At 72.3% G+C, this 17,796-nt stretch carries 20 protein-coding genes and 1 pseudogene; 12 read left to right on the top strand and 9 right to left on the bottom strand.

The window, feature by feature from the left end:
- Positions 1-160: 160 nt before the first annotated feature.
- Both M8J74_RS40490 and M8J74_RS40495 read right to left on the bottom strand, forming a co-directional pair.
- On the bottom strand, positions 161-1,171 hold the full coding sequence (locus M8J74_RS40490; RefSeq protein ID WP_249841191.1) for a MerR family transcriptional regulator: 1,011 nt from the start codon (positions 1,169-1,171) through the stop codon (positions 161-163).
- A 46-nt stretch (positions 1,172-1,217) separates the two neighbouring features.
- Entirely contained in the window at positions 1,218-1,685 is a 468-nt protein-coding gene (locus M8J74_RS40495; RefSeq protein WP_249841192.1) for an SRPBCC family protein, read from the bottom strand.
- A gap of 217 nt (positions 1,686-1,902) precedes the next feature.
- On the opposite strand from M8J74_RS40495, the gene M8J74_RS40500 reads away from it, so the two are divergent.
- Complete coding sequence (locus M8J74_RS40500; protein ID WP_249841193.1) at positions 1,903-2,496, top strand: lytic transglycosylase domain-containing protein; 594 nt, start codon at positions 1,903-1,905, stop codon at positions 2,494-2,496.
- Positions 2,497-2,545: 49 nt separating this feature from the next.
- Here M8J74_RS40500 and M8J74_RS40505 read toward each other — a convergent pair whose 3' ends face one another.
- The 5 genes from M8J74_RS40505 to M8J74_RS44915 form a co-directional block, all read right to left on the bottom strand.
- Positions 2,546-3,085: a cysteine hydrolase family protein gene (locus M8J74_RS40505; protein WP_249841194.1), complete on the bottom strand. Its 540-nt coding sequence runs from the start codon at positions 3,083-3,085 to the stop codon at positions 2,546-2,548.
- A 76-nt stretch (positions 3,086-3,161) separates the two neighbouring features.
- Positions 3,162-3,782: a TetR/AcrR family transcriptional regulator gene (locus tag M8J74_RS40510; RefSeq protein WP_249841195.1), complete on the bottom strand. Its 621-nt coding sequence runs from the start codon at positions 3,780-3,782 to the stop codon at positions 3,162-3,164.
- 29 nt (positions 3,783-3,811) lie between these two features.
- Entirely contained in the window at positions 3,812-4,504 is a 693-nt protein-coding gene (locus M8J74_RS40515; RefSeq protein WP_249841196.1) for an ABC transporter ATP-binding protein, read from the bottom strand.
- Positions 4,501-5,619, bottom strand: coding sequence for an ABC transporter permease (locus M8J74_RS40520; protein ID WP_249841197.1), 1,119 nt, complete (start codon positions 5,617-5,619; stop codon positions 4,501-4,503). Before M8J74_RS40520 ends, M8J74_RS40515 begins: the two co-directional genes overlap by 4 nt.
- Before the next feature lie 15 nt (positions 5,620-5,634).
- Positions 5,635-6,396, bottom strand: a complete 762-nt coding sequence (locus M8J74_RS44915) for an antibiotic biosynthesis monooxygenase (protein WP_308406181.1) — start codon at positions 6,394-6,396, stop codon at positions 5,635-5,637.
- 178 nt (positions 6,397-6,574) lie between these two features.
- Here M8J74_RS44915 and M8J74_RS40535 point away from each other — a divergent pair, with 178 nt between their 5' ends.
- The 8 genes and pseudogenes from M8J74_RS40535 to M8J74_RS40570 all read left to right on the top strand — a co-directional run bounded on the left by M8J74_RS40535 (position 6,575) and on the right by M8J74_RS40570 (position 13,471).
- Positions 6,575-7,240: a DUF4097 family beta strand repeat-containing protein gene (locus tag M8J74_RS40535; RefSeq protein WP_249841198.1), complete on the top strand. Its 666-nt coding sequence runs from the start codon at positions 6,575-6,577 to the stop codon at positions 7,238-7,240.
- A gap of 53 nt (positions 7,241-7,293) precedes the next feature.
- Positions 7,294-7,542 (top strand): annotated as a pseudogene (locus M8J74_RS40540) (ABC transporter permease); the annotation flags it as partial.
- 82 nt (positions 7,543-7,624) lie between these two features.
- Positions 7,625-8,038, top strand: coding sequence for a cupin domain-containing protein (locus tag M8J74_RS40545; protein WP_249841199.1), 414 nt, complete (start codon positions 7,625-7,627; stop codon positions 8,036-8,038).
- Positions 8,039-8,168: 130 nt separating this feature from the next.
- Entirely contained in the window at positions 8,169-10,241 is a 2,073-nt protein-coding gene (locus M8J74_RS40550) for an ATP-binding protein (RefSeq protein WP_249841200.1), read from the top strand.
- Between the two features lie 229 nt (positions 10,242-10,470).
- Entirely contained in the window at positions 10,471-11,817 is a 1,347-nt protein-coding gene (locus tag M8J74_RS40555; protein WP_249841201.1) for a GH25 family lysozyme, read from the top strand.
- Between the two features lie 26 nt (positions 11,818-11,843).
- A complete protein-coding gene (locus M8J74_RS40560) occupies positions 11,844-12,239 on the top strand; it encodes a hypothetical protein (protein WP_249841202.1) in 396 nt (131 codons plus the stop codon).
- A gap of 27 nt (positions 12,240-12,266) precedes the next feature.
- Positions 12,267-12,686 (top strand): hypothetical protein, encoded by a 420-nt coding sequence (locus M8J74_RS40565; protein ID WP_249841203.1) that lies wholly within the window; start codon positions 12,267-12,269, stop codon positions 12,684-12,686.
- Positions 12,687-12,721: 35 nt separating this feature from the next.
- Complete coding sequence (locus M8J74_RS40570) at positions 12,722-13,471, top strand: D-Ala-D-Ala carboxypeptidase family metallohydrolase (RefSeq protein ID WP_203237617.1); 750 nt, start codon at positions 12,722-12,724, stop codon at positions 13,469-13,471.
- A 62-nt stretch (positions 13,472-13,533) separates the two neighbouring features.
- Here M8J74_RS40570 and M8J74_RS40575 read toward each other — a convergent pair whose 3' ends face one another.
- Positions 13,534-14,592: a helix-turn-helix domain-containing protein gene (locus M8J74_RS40575; protein WP_249841204.1), complete on the bottom strand. Its 1,059-nt coding sequence runs from the start codon at positions 14,590-14,592 to the stop codon at positions 13,534-13,536.
- Positions 14,593-15,013: 421 nt separating this feature from the next.
- Between M8J74_RS40575 and M8J74_RS40580 the strand changes: the two genes are divergently transcribed.
- The 3 genes from M8J74_RS40580 to M8J74_RS40590 are packed head-to-tail and all read left to right on the top strand — an operon-like array spanning position 15,014 to position 17,015.
- A complete protein-coding gene (locus M8J74_RS40580; protein ID WP_372500427.1) occupies positions 15,014-15,604 on the top strand; it encodes a hypothetical protein in 591 nt (196 codons plus the stop codon).
- Entirely contained in the window at positions 15,601-16,251 is a 651-nt protein-coding gene (locus M8J74_RS40585) for a vitamin K epoxide reductase family protein (protein WP_249841205.1), read from the top strand. The genes M8J74_RS40580 and M8J74_RS40585 overlap by 4 nt, the downstream gene beginning before the upstream one ends.
- Before the next feature lie 47 nt (positions 16,252-16,298).
- On the top strand, positions 16,299-17,015 hold the full coding sequence (locus tag M8J74_RS40590) for a response regulator (RefSeq protein WP_249841206.1): 717 nt from the start codon (positions 16,299-16,301) through the stop codon (positions 17,013-17,015).
- Positions 17,016-17,026: 11 nt separating this feature from the next.
- Here the strand turns inward: M8J74_RS40590 and M8J74_RS40595 are convergent.
- A partial coding sequence (locus M8J74_RS40595; protein WP_249841207.1) for a sensor histidine kinase occupies positions 17,027-17,796 on the bottom strand: 770 nt, incomplete at its 5' end.

Consider the following 17,796-nt stretch of genomic DNA (forward strand, 5'->3'; position numbering starts at 1 on the left):
CCGCCGCGAGCGGGGCGAGGGCCCGGCGCTGCCGCCGGGTAAGGCGGCGGACCAGCCGGCGCTCGCGGCCACGAGCGCCCGCCCCGAGGAGTAGCGGACACAGGTAAGTGGCCCTCGCCGGCGGTCGCCGGCGAGGGCCACTTACCTGTGCGGGCGCGGGTCAGAGCGCTTCGAGCATGACCAGCGCGTCCTGCAGGCCGCGCGGCCGCAGCAGCCCAGGGCGCTGCCCGCGGCCCCAGCCGGGGCCCGCGAGCAGGACACGGCTCTGCGTGCGGGCGCCGCGGATGCCCCAGCGGGTCGAGGCGACATGGTGGGCCAGCGGCAGGCTGGCCGTCGAGCCGGACTGCGACCAGAGGACCACGGCACTGGGGCCGACGCGCTCCACGGCGGTCGTCAGGGCCTCCGCCGGTACGGCGCTGCCCAGCATGAGGGTCGCCACGCCGCGCTCGGCCAGCGCGGCGTTGAGCGCCTCCAGCGGCAGTGTGTGCAGTTCGCCCGGCAGACAGGCCAGGATCACGGGAGCGGACTTCCACTCCCGCTGCGCGGGCGCGGCGGTCACGCAGACGTGCCGGATCGTCGCCGAGATGTGCCAGGACAGGAGGTGCTCGACCTCCACGTACCGCTCGCCGGCCGACTGCCACTTGCGCCCGACGGCCTGCAGTGCCGGGGAGAGGATCTCCTCCCACGTCACCACCAGTCCGTAGGCGCGGATCACCGAGGTGAGCTGCTCCTGTACGGCGACGGCGTCCAGCCGGACGGCGGCGCGCGCGAGTCCCTTGCACTCGTGCCGCACATTGCCCAGCGGCAGGCCGCTGCCGGACCGCGAGGTGTGGACGGCCTCCATGACGTCGGCCGGGGCGGCGACCGGACGGGCCGGCGGGCGGGACGGCGCCACGGGCACGGGCTGCGGGTGGTGCTGGGCCTTCGCGGCCCTCGCCGCCTCCCCCGGTGGAATGCCGGCGGCCGTCAGACGGCACATCTCCACGACCATGGCGACGTCTTCGGGCGTCCAGCGCCGGTGGCGTCCCTGCGTCCTGGACGCCGGGCCCAGTCCGTACCTGCGGTCCCAGGAGCGCAGCGTCGTGGGGGACACGCCCAGACGTCTGGCGAGGGACCCCGTCGTCACTCCGGCCGACGACGACAGGTCCGCTTCGGTCTCGCTCACGTCCATGGGCGGTTCCCCACGGCGAGGGCGGTCCGGACGGGCCGGTCGCCGCTCACCGGGGGTGCCTTCCTTCGGTCTCAGGAGCCCGCAGAGCACGGTCGACGGCTCGGGGCAGCGACTCGGACACCTCGTCCGCGAGGCGTCGGAACTCCCGCTTGAGCAGGGGTTCGGCCAGGCGGGCGAGTCCGTTGAAGTCCAGGCGCGCCCGGTAGGTCAGCCGCGTGCGGCCCCCGTTCTCCTCGAAGCGCATGTCGTCGGTGGACGTCACCGTCTTGTTGCGGCCCATGAAGATCAGGTGCCGGGCGTCGTGGCGGACCATCCGGTAGCGCAGCTCGGTGCGCCGGCCCCGGAACTCCGAGACGTTGTGCCATTCCGCGCCCACGGCCGGCTCTCCGTCGCCGATACGACGGCAGGTGACCGTTCCCGGGTCCCACGACTCGGTGTGCGAGAAGTCCGCCAGGTACCGCACGACGTCGGCCAAAGGGTGATCCAACGTCACAACACGCTCGACTTCGATCACAAGGGCCTCCGCTTCGGTGTCCGTACGCCGATCTCCGTTCTGGTCTCGGCAGCTTCTGTTCGGGAGCAGTGGGCTCGACGGATGCAGGGAAGCCGTGTCGTTTCTGCGACGCGGCGGTCGAGCCCTTGCATGAGTGGGGGCCGCGGGGGCACGTGCACTGCGGAAACCGTTCACGGTCCGCCGTCCCGCCGGGGCGAGCGAGGAAACGAGGGTGGGGATGGCTGAACCGTCGACGGCGGTGCCGGGACCGGACGGACCGGAGGACGGTGACGTCCGGACGCCGCCGCTGCGGCCCGGTGACTACGACCCGGCGGACTACGCCGACTGCGTGATGCGCAGCGCCGAGGCGGCCGGGGTCTCCCCCCTGCTGGTGCTGACGGTCCTCTACAACGAGGCGTACAAGCCGCACCACCCGCTGCTGGAGCGGCTGTGGCAGTGGTGGAAGCCGGAGGCGTCCTTCGGGGTGGCCAACATGCACCGTGCGACGTTCGAGCGGGTCCGGCGCGCGCACGGCCTGTCCGAGCGGTGGCAGGACCTTCGTGACGATCCGGCGTTCGCCGTGCACGCCGCGGCGCTGCATCTGGCGGATCTCGACCGGTGCCTGCCCACGCGGCACGCACGCCGCTACACCCGCGAGGAGCTGCTGGCGCTGGGCTACAACGCCGGGGAACGCAATATGCGGGCGTTCGCCCGAGGAGTGCCGCCGGGCCCGATGGCACGGTCCTATCTGCGCCGCTTCCGTTCCTACCGGCACCGGGCGGCAGCGGTACTCGAGGACGGCGGCGGGCGGAGCGACTCCGCGGGTGCCTGAGCCGCCGGGGTGACGCCCGGTTCCGGCGCGCCCGGAGCGCGGTGTGTGCTCAGCCGCGCCACAGGTCGTCGCCGTCGCACACCGTCGCGCCCATGTTCCGTTCCATCATGCGCAGCGCGGCCTCGGCGAGGTCGGCGTGGATGTGGGCCACCGCGTCACGGGGGACGGTGACCTCCAGGTGGCGGATGTGCGCGTCCAGCGCGGAGTAGAGGATGCACTGTTCGGTGACCTGTCCGCACAGCACCACCCGGTCGATGCCCTGCTGGGAGAGCAGGTAGTTCAGCGGGGTCTCGAAGAAGATCGAGTGGCGTGCCTTGACCACGAAGAGCGAGTCGCCGTCGGGCACGAGGGGCTCGACCAGTTTCGCGTGCGGGCCGGCCAGGGCCTTCTCCAGGAGTTCGCCGTGGTGCGAGCGCCATTCGCCGAAGTTGTCGTTGACGTAGATGACGGTCGCTTCCTTCTCGCGCGCCCGCTCCAGGAGTGAGGTCACCCTCGGCACGACGTCGGTCACCGAGGGAAGCAGCAGGTCGGCGTCATCGTGGTCATAGGTGTTGATCATGTCGACGACGATCAGCGCGGTCTGGCCCATACCTTGCAGAGTGCCCCACGGGAGCAGGCCATGCTGGTTCGGGCCGTCCGAGTGCGCGCCGGGGTCGGCGGCACGGTCATTCGTGGGCGGCCGCCCCGGGCTCGTCGGGCCGCTGCGTGGAGGGCGGGGTCAGGCCGTGGCTTACGAGGGCCAGGGCGCGGTCGGCCACGCGGTCCGGGTCGGCGCCGTGCTCGACGGCCGTCATGGCTGCCTGCACGATGCCGCCGACGAGCCGGCCGGTCAGCTCGGGGGCGTCGGCGCCGACGAGGGCGATCGCGTCCTGGAGGGGGGCGTAGTGGTGGCGGTGGAGTTCGTGGACGCGGTCGAGGCACTCGCGGGGCAGGTCGGCCTGCAGGAGTGCGGTGGCGGGGCGGTGCATGCCCCGGGCGGCGAGGTGGAGTTCCGTGCGGACGAAGGCGTCGATCCGTGCGGCGGGGTCGTGCACGTCGGCCAGGGCCTCGGTGGTGGCGGCGTCGGCGGCGGTGAAGGACTCCTCGACGATGGCCGCGAGCAGCGCGGCCGAGGAGGGGAAGTACTGGTAGAAGCTGGAGCGGGCGAGTCCGGCGCGGGCGCCGACCGCGGCCGGGGTGACCGCTGCGGCGCCCTGCTCGACGAGGACGTCGACGGCGGCCTGGATCAGCGCGGCGCGTTGCTGTGCACGGTGCTCGGCGACGGTGGCGGCGTTGATCTTCGGCATGGGGCGGGGAGGGCCTTTCGGTGGCTCGGTCAGCTCAGGCGGCCGTCCCGCAAGGTCAGGACGCGGTCGGCCGCGTCCAGTATCTCGTGGTCGTGGGTGACCATGACGGTGGCGGTGCGGTGGAGGCGGGTCTGCTCGGCGAGCAGACCGACGATGTCGCGGGCCCGGGCGCGGTCCAGTGCGGAGGTGGGCTCGTCCACGAGCAGCACCTCGGGGGCGAGGACGAGGGCCCGGGCGATGCCGACGCGCTGGCGCTCGCCGCCGGAGAGCCGGTCGGGGCGGTGGCCCGCGCGGGCGGTCATGCCGACGGCTTCGAGCAGGTCGTCCGCACGGCGGCGGGTCGTGGCGTCGAGGCGGCCCGCGACGTGGGCGGTGAGCAGCAGCTGCTCTCGTGCGGTGAGCGAGGTGAAGAGGTTGGCGTGCTGGAAGACGTAGCCGATGTGGCGGCGGCGGTGGGCGGTGCGCTGGTGTTCCTTGAGGGTGGTCAGGTCGACCCCGGCCACGTGGACGGCTCCCCTGGTGGGGCTCTGGAGGCCGCCGCCGACGGCGAGGAGGCTGGACTTGCCCGATCCGGAGGGGCCGGTGACGGCGACGAACTCGCCGGGTGCGACGGTCAGGTCGACCTCGTCGAGGGCGGTGACCTGCTGCTGGTCCCGGCCCAGGTGCAGCGTGACGCCGGTCAGCCGCAGCACCGGGGTCTTCGTCGGTGCGGGGTGGTTCATCGGTCGCCTCCGAGGGCGCTGAGGGCCTGGACCTTGGTGATGCGGCGGATGGCGACGGCGGCTCCGGCGAGTCCCAGGACGATCAGCAGGACCGCGGCCAGGGTGACCTGGTCCGCCTGGAGGGAGAAGGGCGCCGATCCGTTCAGCGCGCCGCCCAGGACCAGGCCCACGGCGGTCCCGGCCGCGGTGGCGGCCAGCAGGACGACGGCGGCCTGGGTGAGGGCGTCGCGCAGGATGTAGCCGGTGGCGGCGCCGATCGCCTTCAAGAGGGCGATCTCGTGGCGGCGCTGAATGGTCCACACCGTGAAGAAGGAGCCGACGACGAGCGCGGAGATGGCGTAGAGGAAGCCGCGGATGAGGGTCATGGTGCTGGATTCGGCGGTGTAGCCGGGGGACGCGGCGTACGTGCCGGCCTTGTCGACGGTCCGGGTGCCGAGGCGGTGGTCGATGGCGCCGGTGTCGGTGCCGGGGGCGAGCTGCAGGGCGACGGCGGTGGCCTGGTGGGCGGCGGCGTCGGGGAGGGCGCCGGGAAGGCCGTAGTGGAGCCGCTGCCACAGCGGCAGCGGTGCGTAGACGACGCCGATGTGGCCGAAGGAGGCGCGGCCGATCGTGCCGACCACGGTCAGACGGGTTCCGGCCTGGCCGGCGGTCAGGTGGTCGCCGATCCTGACGCCCTCCTTGACGATCTCCTCGCTGACGAGGACGCCGTTCGGGTCGCCGGACAGAGGCTTGCCGGACAGGGGCGGCGGGGCCAGGAAGCCGTCCGGCCGCACGCCGAGAACGGCGAGATCGAGCTGTTTGCCGCCCGCGCCGCCGAGTCGGGCGTGCACCAGTTGCTGGCCGAGCGGTTCGGCCTTGCGGACGCCCGGCTCCCCGGCCCATCGCCGGGCGGTGTCGGTGGTGACGGTGGAGCGGGAGAACAGCTCCCCGGAGGCGGACCTGTCGAAGGCCAGGTGGGTGACGGGAAGGGCGCGCAGGGCGGAGATGCCGGAGTCGGCGAGACCGCTGGCGAGCCCCGAGAGGATGACTCCGAGGACGGCGATCATGCCGACCACGGCACCGATGAGGGCGAACCGCCCGCGGGCGACGCGAAGATCGCGCAGAGCGAGGAACACGGGATGCCTTCCGCTTCAGGCGCCGACGGAGGCGACGGTCTCGAAGCTCTCCACATCGCCCTTCATCCCGCTGGTGGACGGCCCGTGAGCGGCGTGGAAGGCGGGCGACCGCATCCAGGCCAGGAACGCGTCGCGGGTGGTGAAGTCCATGACCGCCGCGTACGTCCCGCCCTCGTCCTGCGGGCGCAGCAGACGGGCCCCGACAAGACCGGGCACGCCGGGCAGCGTCTCGCGCATGCTCGCCGCGAACCGCTCCTCGAACGCCGCCGCGCCGGCCGCGGGGACCGGTATCCGGTTCATCACCGTGTACATCCGAAAACCACCTGTTCCAAGGCAGAGCGAAGCACCGGCAGCTTTTGCCGACGCATGTGTCAGCATCCTAGACCAGGTTCCCGACACACCTGTCGGGAAGGTGGCACGCAGGGCCGGCGTCCAGTTCGCGGCAGAGCGCACGAAGAGGCAGAAGGGGTGGCCGGCCGGGCCCAGCAGGACGCGCACGTCGTCCTGGGGCTGACGGTCCGCCACCGTCGCACCCGGGGCGACGGCGCACTCGACGGCCGACGACAGGTCGTCGACCTCGATGTCGAGATGCATCATCATCTGCCGCCCGGTGCGCCCCGAGGGCCACCGCGGGCGCGTGTAGAGCGGTTCGATCTGGAAGGCGAGCCCGTCGACAAATCCCAGCGCGATCTGCCGGCGTTCCGCTCGCGTGAGCCTGCCGCCCGGCATCGCAGCCTCCTTCATGGTGCGCGATGGTCGTCCGGCGATAGCGTTCACCGGCATTCCATTGCAATGAAGTAGCAAGGCTATTGCGTTAACATGCATGATTGATGCAACGATATTGCGCGTTTGAACTGGGGTTACATAGTTCTTTCGCAACATGCGCATTGCCCGAATCGAGAACGCAACGTAGCGTTTCCAATGTCAGAAACACACACCGAACCAGGAGCACACCATGCAGAAGTTCGACACCACCGCCCCCGTCCACGCCGTCCTCGGCATCCCCGCCGGACGGGTCCAGCTCATCGCCGCCGACCGCGCCGACACCACGGTCGAGGTCCGGCCGGCGGACGCCTCCAAGAGCCGTGATGTGAAGGCGGCGCAGCAGATCGAGGTCACGTGCGACGACGGCGTCCTGCGGGTCATGGCCCCGGAGGCGAAGAACCAGCTCTTCGGCCCCTCCGGCGCCGTCGAGGTGACCGTCCAGCTGCCCACCGGCTCCCGCGTGGAGGCCACGGCCGCCGGCACCGAACTCCGGGTGGTCGGACGCCTCGGCGACCTCTCCTTCGAGGGCGCCTACCGCCAGATCAAGGTCGACGAGGCCGCGAGCCTCCGCCTGACGGCCGTGGACGGCGACGTCGAGATCGGCCGGCTGGGCGGCTCCGCCCACATCAGCACCGCGCGGGGCGACATCCGGATCGCGGAGGCCGGACGCGGCACCCTCGACCTGCGCACCGAGTCCGGCGACATCACGGTCGCGGCCGCCGCCGACGTCTCCGCCTCACTGGACGCCGGCACCTCCCACGGCCGGATCCACAACGCGCTCAAGAACGACGGCACCGCCGAACTCACCATCCGCGCCACCACCTCGAAGGGCGACATCACCGCTCGGAGCCTGTGACCCACCGCAAGGCGCACGGCGACAAGACCGTCCTCGACGGCATCGACCTGAGCATCCTCCTGCCGCTCATCTCCAGCGCCTTCGTCCCGCTGCACTCCATGCCGGGCTGGTTCCAGCCGATCGCCGGGTACCAGCCCTTCACCCCCGCCATCGAGACCCTGCGCGGACTGCTCCTCGGCACCGCGATCGGGAACAACTGGTGGATCGCCCTCGCCTGGTGCCTGGGCCTGGGCCTGGGCCTGGGCCTGACCGTCCTCGGTCACCGCTGGCCGAAGGCGCTGTTCGACCGCGAGTCCAAGTGAGCGACCGGCGACGCGAGTCCACGTGAGCGACCGGTGGGTGCCCCTGCGAGAGCAGGGGCATTCTGCTGCTACCTTCCGGGCCATGACCGACAGCGTGTATGTGGGCAATGCGGGCAAGGACGCGGCGCTGGACCGGGGATGGATCCTGGGGCACTTCAAGGACGCCTCCGATCCCCGGCACAGCGAGGACGTGGAGATCAAGTGGGGCGTCCACCCGCGGGGCGACGCACGCGCCCGGTGGGTCACCGGCGAGGAACGAACCGCCCTGCTGGTCCTCATCAGCGGACGCTTCCGGGTGGAACTCCCCGGACGTGACGTCGTCCTGACCGAGCAGGGCGACTACGTCGTGTGGGGACGCGGGGTCGACCACTCCTGGTTCGCGGAGGAGGAGTCCGTGGTGCTGACGGTCCGCTGGCCCTCCCTCCCGGGCTACAAGGTCGACGAGGACGCATCCGCCGCCGGTCACGGCCGTTCGCTCAGCACCGCTGCCTCGTAACGACTCGGCGTACGACCCGGATTCGCCCGTCGCCGACCACAAGTGAGCAAAGACGGACGGGTCTGCTTCAGGTCCTTTCAATGTGCGGCATTCGGTCGGGGATCGAGGGCGGAAACCTAGCGTGTGCCGCGTGGGCAACCTCTCGGTGCCGCGCACGCGACTGGTCGGGCGCGCGGACGAACTGGCAAGCGTGGAGGACCTCTTGTTCCGGAGGTCGCGTCTGGTGACGCTCACCGGGGTCGGAGGGGTGGGCAAGACCCGGCTGGCGCTGGCGGCGGCCGAGGCCCTGCGGACACGGTTCCGCGACGGCGTATGGCTGGTCGAGCTCTCGCCGCTCACCGACGGCGCGCTGCTCGCCCATGTCATCGCCGAGGCGCTGCCGCTCGCCGACCAGACGACCCGGCCCGTGATCGACGTGGTCGCGGAGTACCTGGCCGGGCGGGAGGCGCTGCTGGTGCTGGACACCTGCGAGCACCTCACCGGCGCGTGTGCTCTGGCCGCGGAGGCACTGCTGCGGGCGGCGCCCGGCCTGCGCATCCTCGCCACGAGCCGGTGCCGACTGGGCTTGACGGCCGAGGAGGCGCTCACCGTCGAGCCGCTGCCGGTGCCGGTGCCCGAGAACGGGACGGCGACCGACCCGGCCGACGCGCTGACGCTGCTGATCCAACGGGCCGCGGAGGCGGTCCCGGGTTTCACCCTCACCGATGCCAACCGGCCGGACCTGGTGCGCCTGTGCCGTGATCTGGACGGGCTGCCCCTGGCGATCGAGCTGGCCGCCGCACGGCTGCGCGAGATGAGCCTGCCCGAGTTGGTCGCACGGCTGGACGACCGGCTGGCCGTTCTGGGGAACAGCGACGAGGTGGTGTACGACGCCGATCCACCCCGGCACCAGGCGCTGCGCACCGCGATCGGGTGGAGCCACGAGTTGTGCACGCCGGCCGAACGGCTGCTGTGGGCGCGGCTGTCCGTCTTCGCGGGAAGCTTCGACGCGGAGGGGGTACGGCAGGTGTGCGCCGACGACCGGCTGGCCCCGGACGCGTTGCAGGGGCTGCTGGGCGGGCTGGTGGAGAAGTCGATCGTGACCTGGCTGCCCGCGGTCACCGGCGAGCGCTACCGGATGCTGGACACCATCCGTGAGTACGGCGGGCAATGGCTGCGCGCCATCGGGGAGGAGGTGACGCTGCGCCGGCGTCACCGGGACCGCTGTCTCCTCCTCGCCCGGCGGGCGGAGGACGCCTGGCTCGGGCCCGACCAGTACGCCTGGCACGAGCGGACGACCGCCGAGCACGACAACCTGCGCGCCGCCCTGGAGTTCTGCCTGGAGGAACCGGCCGGGCGGACCGCCACGGAACTGGCGTGGACGCTGTGGTTCTTCTGGCACTGCTGCGGGTTCACCAGGGAAGGAGCCCACTATCTGGAGCGGGCGCTGGCCCACGACGTCGAACCGAGCCTGCCGCGCGCCCGGGCCCTGTGGGCCTCCTCCCTGCTCCTCGCCACCCTCGGGGACGCCGACGCCGCCGAGCGGGACTCCCTCGAATGCGCCGCCGTGGGCGATCTGCTGGGCGACGAGGAGACGATCGGCCGGGCACGGTCCACGGCCGCCTTCGCGATGGTGATCCGCGGTGAGACGGAGCAGGCCGGCGTCCTCTCGCGGGACCTCTTCGACGGCCACCGCTGTCAGGCGCGCCTCACCCATCCGACGCTGGCGGCCGGCCTCTTCATCGCCCACGGGTACACCCGGCAGGGCAGGTTCGGCAGCGCCGTCGCCGTCCTGGAGCACCTGCGGGCCGACTGCGAGCGGCACGGCGAGAAGTGGATGCGCGCCTACGCGGACTACCTGCTGGCGCGAACGGAACTGGTCCGCGGCGACCACGAGGCCGCACGACGCCGCAGCCTGGCGGCTCTGGAGGTCAAGCGGCGCCTCAACGACCGGCTGGGGACGGCGATGTGCCTGGACGTCATCGCCGCGGCCGCCGTCGCCGCCGGCCACGCCGAGCGCGGCGCACGCCTGCTGGGTCTGGCCCAGCAGCAGTGGAACACCCTGGGGCAGCCGCAACTCGGGCTCCCGGAATGGGTCGCCGAGCGGGAGAAGTGCGAACGCGAGGCCCGCGGGGCCATCGGCCCCGGCGCCTACGAGACCGCCTACGAGGAGGGCCGCGCACTCGCCTGGGACATGGGCATCGCCTACGCCCTCGGCCACTGAGCCGAGGCCGCGAGCGCACCGGCCCTCCTTCGCCCGGGATCACGCGGCGCTCCCCGCTCCCCGTCTGCGTCCCACCGACGTCCCAGCGGTGACCCGTTCGCGCAGGTCACACGGCCGGGACCGTCCCCGTGTCCCAATCCGCCGGTGCTGCGGGCCGGTTGGGGGCGACCGCTGCCAGCATGATCGGGCGCCGGGAACTCCCGGCCATCGAAACGAGGGGGAACACCGGATGGGACGAAGGACGCTTCTGCGGGGTCTGACCCTCGCCGTGGCAGCGGCCCTGCCCCTGTGCGGGCCGACGGTGGCGCAGGCGGCACGGTCCGCCGCCACGGCGGTCGCCGTCTGCGGGCACACCAGCGCACAGCCCACCTTGCAGCGGGGAGCGACGGGGGACCCGGCACTCGAGGCGCAGTGCGAGCTCAACCTGGCGACCAAGCCGAGCCGGTACACGCCGATCGCGGCGGACGGCACGTTCGGGCCGGCGACGGAGACGCGGGTCAAGGACTTCCAGCGGTGCGCGGGGCTGACCGTGGACGGTGTCCTCGGTCCGCAGACGTGGGCGGCGCTGAACACCTGGGCCGCGCAACCGCACACCTGCGGCGTGCAGGGCACGTCGAGCGCGGCGGAGTCCGCGGTGTGCGGCCACACCGACACACGCCCCACGCTCAAGAAGGGCGCCAACGGCATCGAGGTCAAGGAGCTGCAGTGCCGGCTCAACCTGGCCATGGAGCCCTTCCACTACCCGCCGCTGACGATCGACGGTGACTTCGGCGGCGGCACCGAGTCCCGGGTGATCGAACTCCAGCACTGTGCCAACCTCAGCGCCGACGGTGTCGTGGGCCCCAACACCTGGTCCAAGCTGGTGGACTGGTCCGGCCGCAACGCCTACTGCGCGCCGCCGCGGCCGGCCGGCTACCCGATCGACGGCCTGGACACGGCCAAGTACCAGCACCCCGGCGGCGCGGCGATCGACTGGAAGGCCGTACGCGCCTCGGGCGTCGAGTTCGCCACGGTCAAGGCGACCCGGGGCACGAACGTCACCGACGAATACCTCGCCACCGATCTCCCGGCGGCCAGGGCGGCGGGGCTGGCCGTGGCGCCGTACCACTTCTACACGGGCTCCTCCCCCGACACGGGTGCCGCGCAGGCCGACCGTTTCATCGCCGCCGTGCGGGCCACCGGCTACACCGGGCAGCGGGCGGGCGACCTGCCGCCGATCTTCGACCTGGAACGCATGGACGACGGCAGCGGGCGCTGCCCGGCCTACGGCACGGTCGCCGACACCAAGGCCTGGCTGGACCGGGTGGAGGCCGCCTTCGGCCGCACTCCGATCATCTACACGCAGAAGTCCTTCCTGGACGACTGCATGGGCTCCACCACCGCGTTCGCCCGGTATCCGCTGCAACTCGCGGACTACCGCACGTCGATCACCCAGCCGCCCGTGCCCAACGGCTCGTCGACCTGGACGATGTGGCAGTACACCGACGCCGCGATCTTCCCGGGCATCAAGGCGCCCGCGACCGCGGACGTGTTCAACGGCACCCAGGCCGATCTGGACCGGCTGGCCAACCGCTGATTCGGCCCGACCACAGGAGAACCCGTATGACCACCCGGTTCACCCGCGCGCTTCCCGTAGCGCTGCTCCTCAGCCTCGGTGTCACCGTCCCGGCGGCCGGCTCCGCCTCCGCCGCCCCCGCCGCCGCGGCGACGAGCTGCTACGGCGGGGCGGTCACCGTGCGCTACGGCGACGCCGTCGAATTCGGCCCCTACTGGAGCTCGAGCCGCTGCACCGACATCAACATGCGCGTCATCGGCGGCACCGCCGACTACGTCAACGCCTGTGTGAAGTTCGCGAAGTACGGCACCTGCAACCGCTGGACGAGGGTCGGCCGGAGCTGGACGACCATCGCCACCGACGTCCTGAACGACAGCAAGTTCACGGTGCCCGCCGGCGTGCCCCTGGAGGGCGACGACGCCGTCATGCAGATCGCCTTCTGACCCTCCTGCCCCGACGGAGAGACCGACATGACCCGTACACGAGCGTTCGCCTCGGCCGTGTTCACCGCGGCCGCACTGGTCGGAGCGGGCGTCGCGCCCGCCTCGGCGCAGACCTCGGCCGCCGCCACCAGCTGCTACGGCGGCGCCAAGACCCTGACGTACCACTACCAGTCCGCCGCCAAGGAGTACGGCACCTACACCACGTCCTCGCGGTGCAACGACATCAACCTCAGGCTCCTCACGGACGGCCCTCAGGGCATCTACCTGGACGCCTGTGTGGTGTTCGTCGACCACACCACCAAGTGCAACAACGACGACGCGTACACCACGCACGGCACCGAGTGGGGAACCATCGCCACCGACGTCAAGGACGGCACCCACTTCGTCGTACGCATCCACGCCTACGACATCGACGCCCAGAACGTCACCTTCCAGATCGCCTACTGACCTTCCCCGCACCGCCGTTCACCGAAAGGACGACCATGACCTCCTTCTTCCGCCCCATGGACCGCCGCACCATGCTGCGTGGCACGCTGGCCGCCGGCGCCGGCGTCGCGTTCGGTCAACTGCTGTTCTCCGGTACCGCGCAGGCGTACGGGTGGTCGCGCACCCTCAACCAGGGCGACAGCGGCGCCGACGTCACCGAGCTGCAGATCCGCGTCGCGGGCTGGGCCGCGGACAGCGCCTCCCACAGCCGGGTCAGCATCGACGGCGACTTCGGCCCGGGCACGGCGGCGGCCGTACGCCGGTTCCAGGCGGCCTACGGTCTCTCCGTGGACGGCAGCGCCGGTCCCAACACCCAGGCCAAGCTCAACTCCCTCGAGCAGTCGGACGGTTCCACGCTCCACTTCAACTGGAGCGAGTTCGTCAACCAGACGGACGGCACCTTCAACGGGGGCAAGCTGAGCGCCTCGCAGGTCAAGGAGAACGTCCGCCGCTGCATGTACAAGCTGGAGGCGCTGCGCAAGAAGCTGGGCGACAAGCCGATCACCGTCAACTCCGGCTTCCGCAGCATCGCGCACAACGCCGAGATCGGCGGCGCCAGCGACAGCATGCACCTGTACGGCACCGCCGCCGACCTCGACGTGTCCGGCGTGTCCAACAAGACCGTCTACCAGAAGGCGGAGACCTGCGGGTTCTCCGGACTGGAGACGTACAACACCGACCACCAGCACGTCGACAGCCGGGCCGACCTGGGTCGTGACTGGTGGTGGGAGAACGGCACCGTCTGACGGCGGCGGTGGGGCGTCCGGTGTCCTCGGGTACCACTGGGGAGTATCCGAGGCACCGGGCCTCAGCTCTTCGGCGTGTTCTTCAACGCCGCCTGGCAGGACGGCCAGTCGTGGAAGTCGTGCCGAACGGCCCACAGGCGGTGGGCCGCCTTGATGTTCCAGTCCGGGTCGAACGCCCGCAGCGGTGTGCCGTCCAGCTGCCGCAGGCGGGCGTCGGAGATCTGGAACACTCCCCAGTTGCGGCTGCCGTTGGTGTTGGGCAGCACGTACAGCGGGTCGAGGAAGGACGCGCAGCGGGCGATGGCCACGGCGGTGTCGGGGTCCTCGACGAACACCTCACGGATCCGCTGCGCCACCCGGTCCGTGGACCAGGTCGCCATGCTCACCTTCCGCGAGTACAGCGCCTTCTTGGTGTCCTCGTCGACCACGCCCCTGGCGGTGACCCCCGCCAGCACCTGGAACGCGGTCACCCTGCGCAGGGTCTCGGGACCGAAGTCCCCGTCGACGGCGAGCCTGCCCTTGGCGCGCACCAGCAGCAGCTGCACCTCGCGCACGCACCCGTCGTGCTCCCCCATGCTGACCGTCCCGCAGGCCGGGGAGTCGAGCACCTTGTCGCCCGCGGTCCGGGAGCCACCGGTGGTGCGCCCGGAGGGCAGCCACACGAAGCCGGCCACCAGCAGCACCGCGAGCACGGCGGCCAGCACCGCCCACCGCGAGGAGAGCTGGTCGGGCAGCCGGCGCCGTCGCGCCGGGCCGTCCTGGACGGGGGCGGGCCGCGGCGGGGTGACGTCCTCTTCCGGCACCGGCACCGGCACCGGCACCGGCGTCGGCCGCGCGGCCTCGGCGGGTAAGACGGGTGCCTCGTGAGCGCCGGACTCCGGTTCCCGGCTCTCCTCGCCGGAGCCGGCCGGGGCTTCGCGGTCGCTGTCCGCCAGCGCCCACAGCCGGTGCACCTCGCGCAGTTCCTCCGCGCTGGCGCCGCACACCCTGGCGAAGGCGTGCACCACCCGGTAGTCCGCCGGGACTCCGAGGCCTGAGCAGTAGCGATGCAGACTGGAGCCGCTGACCCCCGCTTCCTTGCCGAGACGGTCGTAACCCCGGCCGCTGCGGTCCTTCAGCATGCGAAGGTGAGCGGCGAATTTCTCTCTGTGCGAGGAGGCAGCCACGAAAGCACCCTTGCTCAAGCCCTTACCGACGGGTAGAAGCTACACCGCGCCGGAGCCGCGGCAAGGCCCTTTCACACAGGAATACGGACACGGATTCGATGGTGAACGGGACCGGCGAACGGGACCGCCCGAGGGGTCGTTCGGCACGGTCCCGGGTCTCGGACCCCGGCGTGGCGCCGGAGGTGCGCGCGAGGACCTTCGGCCCTTGTCGGCCTCTAGGCGTGCTGGCTTCACTGAGCCCGCGGGCCTGTCCATGGGACTCGTCCGCCGCCCGTGAGCAGGGCCCGGCGGTCCGTGCGCCAGGCGGTGGCGAGCGGGGCCGCCCGGTGCGAGGGCACCGGGACACGTGAACGTCGTAGGGCGGGAGGCTGGCGGAATGATCGCGGCGGTGGGGCACACCGATCTGACCGGGGACACGCTGGAACGGGTGGAGTCCGAGCTGCGGGCCGCCCTGGCCCGTCTGCCCGCTCCCGCGCAGGGGCTGGTGCGGGCGGGGGCCGGTGTGCCGGTGGCGTTCGGCCGGGCCGCGCGGGCGACCGGGCACGACCTGGTCGTCCTGACGCCCACCCAGGGGCTCGTTCCGGCGCTGCTGCCCGAACGGGACCGGCCGGCGACCGGCGAGTTGCTGCTGCTCGCCCGCCAGGTGCGGCTGCTGCCCTACGACCCGGCGGACCGGAACGCCTGTGTCGCGGCGGACGAGCGGATGATCGCGGAATGCCGGCGCCTGTTCGCCGTCTGGGACGGCTCGCCCTCCAACGGCCGTGACGCCACCGCCCACTTGGTGGCCTACGCCCGCGCCCACGGCATCGAGGTCGAGGTCGTCTGGCCCGAGAACGCGGCCCGCGAGACGACACCCGGCTCGCCGCCGAGGCCCGCCGGCCGGCGTCCGCACGCGGCCGCCCGCCCTGCGGCCGTCGTGGGCCCGGCACCCGTCCTGGCCACCGGCAAGGCGGAACACCGTCGATGAGCAGCACCACCGCCCCCGAGACCCCACGGGCACGGGAGGCCGACCGGCGGATCGCCGCACGCGGTGCGAGCGGTGCCTCGCGGGCCTTCGCCTGGCTGCTGATCGTCTCCGGCGCGCTCGGCTCCCTCGCCTCCTTCGTGATCACGATCGACAAGATCCGGCTTCTGCGGGACCCCCTCTTCTCCCCCTCGTGCGATCTCAGCCCGGTTCTGTCCTGCGGCAGCGTCATGAAGAGCGCCCAGGCGTCCGTGTTCGGCTTCCCCAACCCGGTGCTCGGCCTGCTCGCCTACCCGGCGGTGGTCACCGTCGGCGTCGCGCTGCTGGCCGGCGCCCGTTTCCGGCGCTGGTTCTGGCTGGGGCTGAACGCCGGCACGCTGCTCGGCGCGGCCTTCTGCATGTGGCTGATGACGCAGGCGCTGTACGAGATCGGTGCGCTGTGCCTGTGGTGCTGCCTGGCCTGGGCGGCCACCGTCGCGATGTTCTGGTACACCACGGCGCACAACCTGCGGCACGGCGTGATCCGCGCTCCGCGCGCGGTGGTCGCGGGGGTGCTGGAGTTCCACTGGGTGGTGCCGGTCACCTGGTGTCTGAGCATCGTGATGCTGATCGCCACCCGCTGGTGGGACTACTGGCAGTCCCTGCTCTGACTCCTCCGCACGCCCGCCCCGTCGTCCGACCCTCCGTGGAAGCCCCCATGCACACCGACTCCGCCCCCTCCCCCGCACCCGCCGCACCGCTGCGGGTGTTCATCCTCGACGACCACGAGGTGGTACGCCGGGGGGTGCGGGACCTGCTGGAGGCAGAACCGGACATCACCGTGGCCGGGGAGGCGGCGACCGCCCAGGAGGCGCTCGCCCGGGTGCCCGCCGTCCGCCCGCGCGTCGCCGTGCTGGACGTGCGGCTGGGCGACGACGGCAGCGGCGACCGCGCGGGGGTCGAGGTCTGCCGGGAACTGCGGGCGAGACTGCCGGAGTTGGCCTGTCTGATGCTGACGTCGTTCGACGACGACGAGGCGCTGTTCGACGCGATCATGGCCGGCGCGGCCGGGTACGTGCTCAAGCGGATCGACGGCTCCGACCTCGTGGACGCGGTGCGCAAGGTGGCGGGCGGGCAGTCCCTGCTGGACCCTCGGGCGACCGCGCGGGTGATGGCGAGGCTGCGGGCCCCGCTGCCGGTACCGGAGCCGGCCGTGTCGCCCGAGCTGGAGCGGCTGTCACCGCGCGAGCTGGAGATCCTGGACCTGATCGGCGAGGGGTTGACGAACCGTCAGATCGCCGAGCGGCTGTTCCTCGCCGAGAAGACGATCAAGAACCGGGTCTCGTCCATCCTGGCCAAACTGGGCGTCGACCGCCGGGTCCAGGCGGCGCTGCTGGCCGGCCGGCTGCGCGAGCGACAGGGGCCCTCGCGGTAGGCGGCGGCCGTTCAGTCGGCGGGCAACTGCCGGTGCCACACCAGTCGGTTGCCGCCGTCGGCGGAATACTCGACGCTCAGCGTCCCGCCGTGGTGCTCGACGCCTGCGGGCGGCCCGTCACCGGCCGTGTCCCCGCGCGGGGCCGTGCCGTCGTCCGTCACGGTGAGGGTGAGGCGGTCCCCGGTCATCGGCACCGCGAGGACCACATCGGCCCGGCCGGCGCCGGTGTGCCGGGCGACGGCGGCGAGCGCCTCACCGGTGACGGCGAGCACCTGCTCGGCCACCTCGGCGGGAACGGTGGAGTCGACCGGGCCCTCGATCCGCAGAGCGGGGCTGAACCCGAGCACCCCGGCCGCGAGCCGCACGGTCTCGGGCATACGGCGGCGCAGCCCCGCTCCGCCCCGGTCGTCACCGGCGGACCGCAGTTCGAAGATGGCCGTACGGATGATCTCGACGGTGGTGTCAAGGTCCCGCACCGCCCGTTCCACGCGTTCGGCGGCGTCCACGCCGCCCAGGGTGCGCGTGGTGCTCCGCAGGGTCATGCCGGTGGCGAAGAGCCGCTGCACGGCGAGGTCGTGCAGGTCGCGGGCGATGCGGTCGCGTTCGCGCAGGACGGCGAGTTCCCCGGACTCGGCGCGGCGCCGGGCGAGTTCGAGGGCGAGGGCGGCCTGGTCGGCGAACCGGGAGACGAGCTGGACCTCGGAGTCGTCGAAGGCCGCCCGTCCGCTGCGCCGGCTCAGCCGCAGCACGCCGCCGGCCGCGCCGTCGAGGGGCAGCGGGA

This window comes from Streptomyces panaciradicis (genome assembly GCF_023516615.1).
GTDB classification, from domain to species: Bacteria; Actinomycetota; Actinomycetes; order Streptomycetales; family Streptomycetaceae; genus Streptomyces; species Streptomyces panaciradicis.

Excerpts from the sequence above, each read along its gene's own strand:
- M8J74_RS40490 (WP_249841191.1), bottom strand. The coding sequence starts at position 1,171 with ATGGACGTGAGCGAGACCGAAGCGGACCTGTCGTCGTCGGCCGGAGTG.
- M8J74_RS40500 (WP_249841193.1), top strand. The coding sequence starts at position 1,903 with ATGGCTGAACCGTCGACGGCGGTGCCGGGACCGGACGGACCGGAGGAC.
- M8J74_RS40505 (WP_249841194.1), bottom strand. The coding sequence starts at position 3,085 with ATGGGCCAGACCGCGCTGATCGTCGTCGACATGATCAACACCTATGAC.
- M8J74_RS40510 (WP_249841195.1), bottom strand. The coding sequence starts at position 3,782 with ATGCCGAAGATCAACGCCGCCACCGTCGCCGAGCACCGTGCACAGCAA.
- M8J74_RS40515 (WP_249841196.1), bottom strand. The coding sequence starts at position 4,504 with ATGAACCACCCCGCACCGACGAAGACCCCGGTGCTGCGGCTGACCGGC.
- M8J74_RS40535 (WP_249841198.1), top strand. The coding sequence starts at position 6,575 with ATGCAGAAGTTCGACACCACCGCCCCCGTCCACGCCGTCCTCGGCATC.
- M8J74_RS40545 (WP_249841199.1), top strand. The coding sequence starts at position 7,625 with ATGACCGACAGCGTGTATGTGGGCAATGCGGGCAAGGACGCGGCGCTG.
- M8J74_RS40555 (WP_249841201.1), top strand. The coding sequence starts at position 10,471 with ATGGGACGAAGGACGCTTCTGCGGGGTCTGACCCTCGCCGTGGCAGCG.
- M8J74_RS40560 (WP_249841202.1), top strand. The coding sequence starts at position 11,844 with ATGACCACCCGGTTCACCCGCGCGCTTCCCGTAGCGCTGCTCCTCAGC.
- M8J74_RS40565 (WP_249841203.1), top strand. The coding sequence starts at position 12,267 with ATGACCCGTACACGAGCGTTCGCCTCGGCCGTGTTCACCGCGGCCGCA.
- M8J74_RS40570 (WP_203237617.1), top strand. The coding sequence starts at position 12,722 with ATGACCTCCTTCTTCCGCCCCATGGACCGCCGCACCATGCTGCGTGGC.
- M8J74_RS40575 (WP_249841204.1), bottom strand. The coding sequence starts at position 14,592 with ATGCTGAAGGACCGCAGCGGCCGGGGTTACGACCGTCTCGGCAAGGAA.
- M8J74_RS40580 (WP_372500427.1), top strand. The coding sequence starts at position 15,014 with ATGATCGCGGCGGTGGGGCACACCGATCTGACCGGGGACACGCTGGAA.
- M8J74_RS40585 (WP_249841205.1), top strand. The coding sequence starts at position 15,601 with ATGAGCAGCACCACCGCCCCCGAGACCCCACGGGCACGGGAGGCCGAC.
- M8J74_RS40590 (WP_249841206.1), top strand. The coding sequence starts at position 16,299 with ATGCACACCGACTCCGCCCCCTCCCCCGCACCCGCCGCACCGCTGCGG.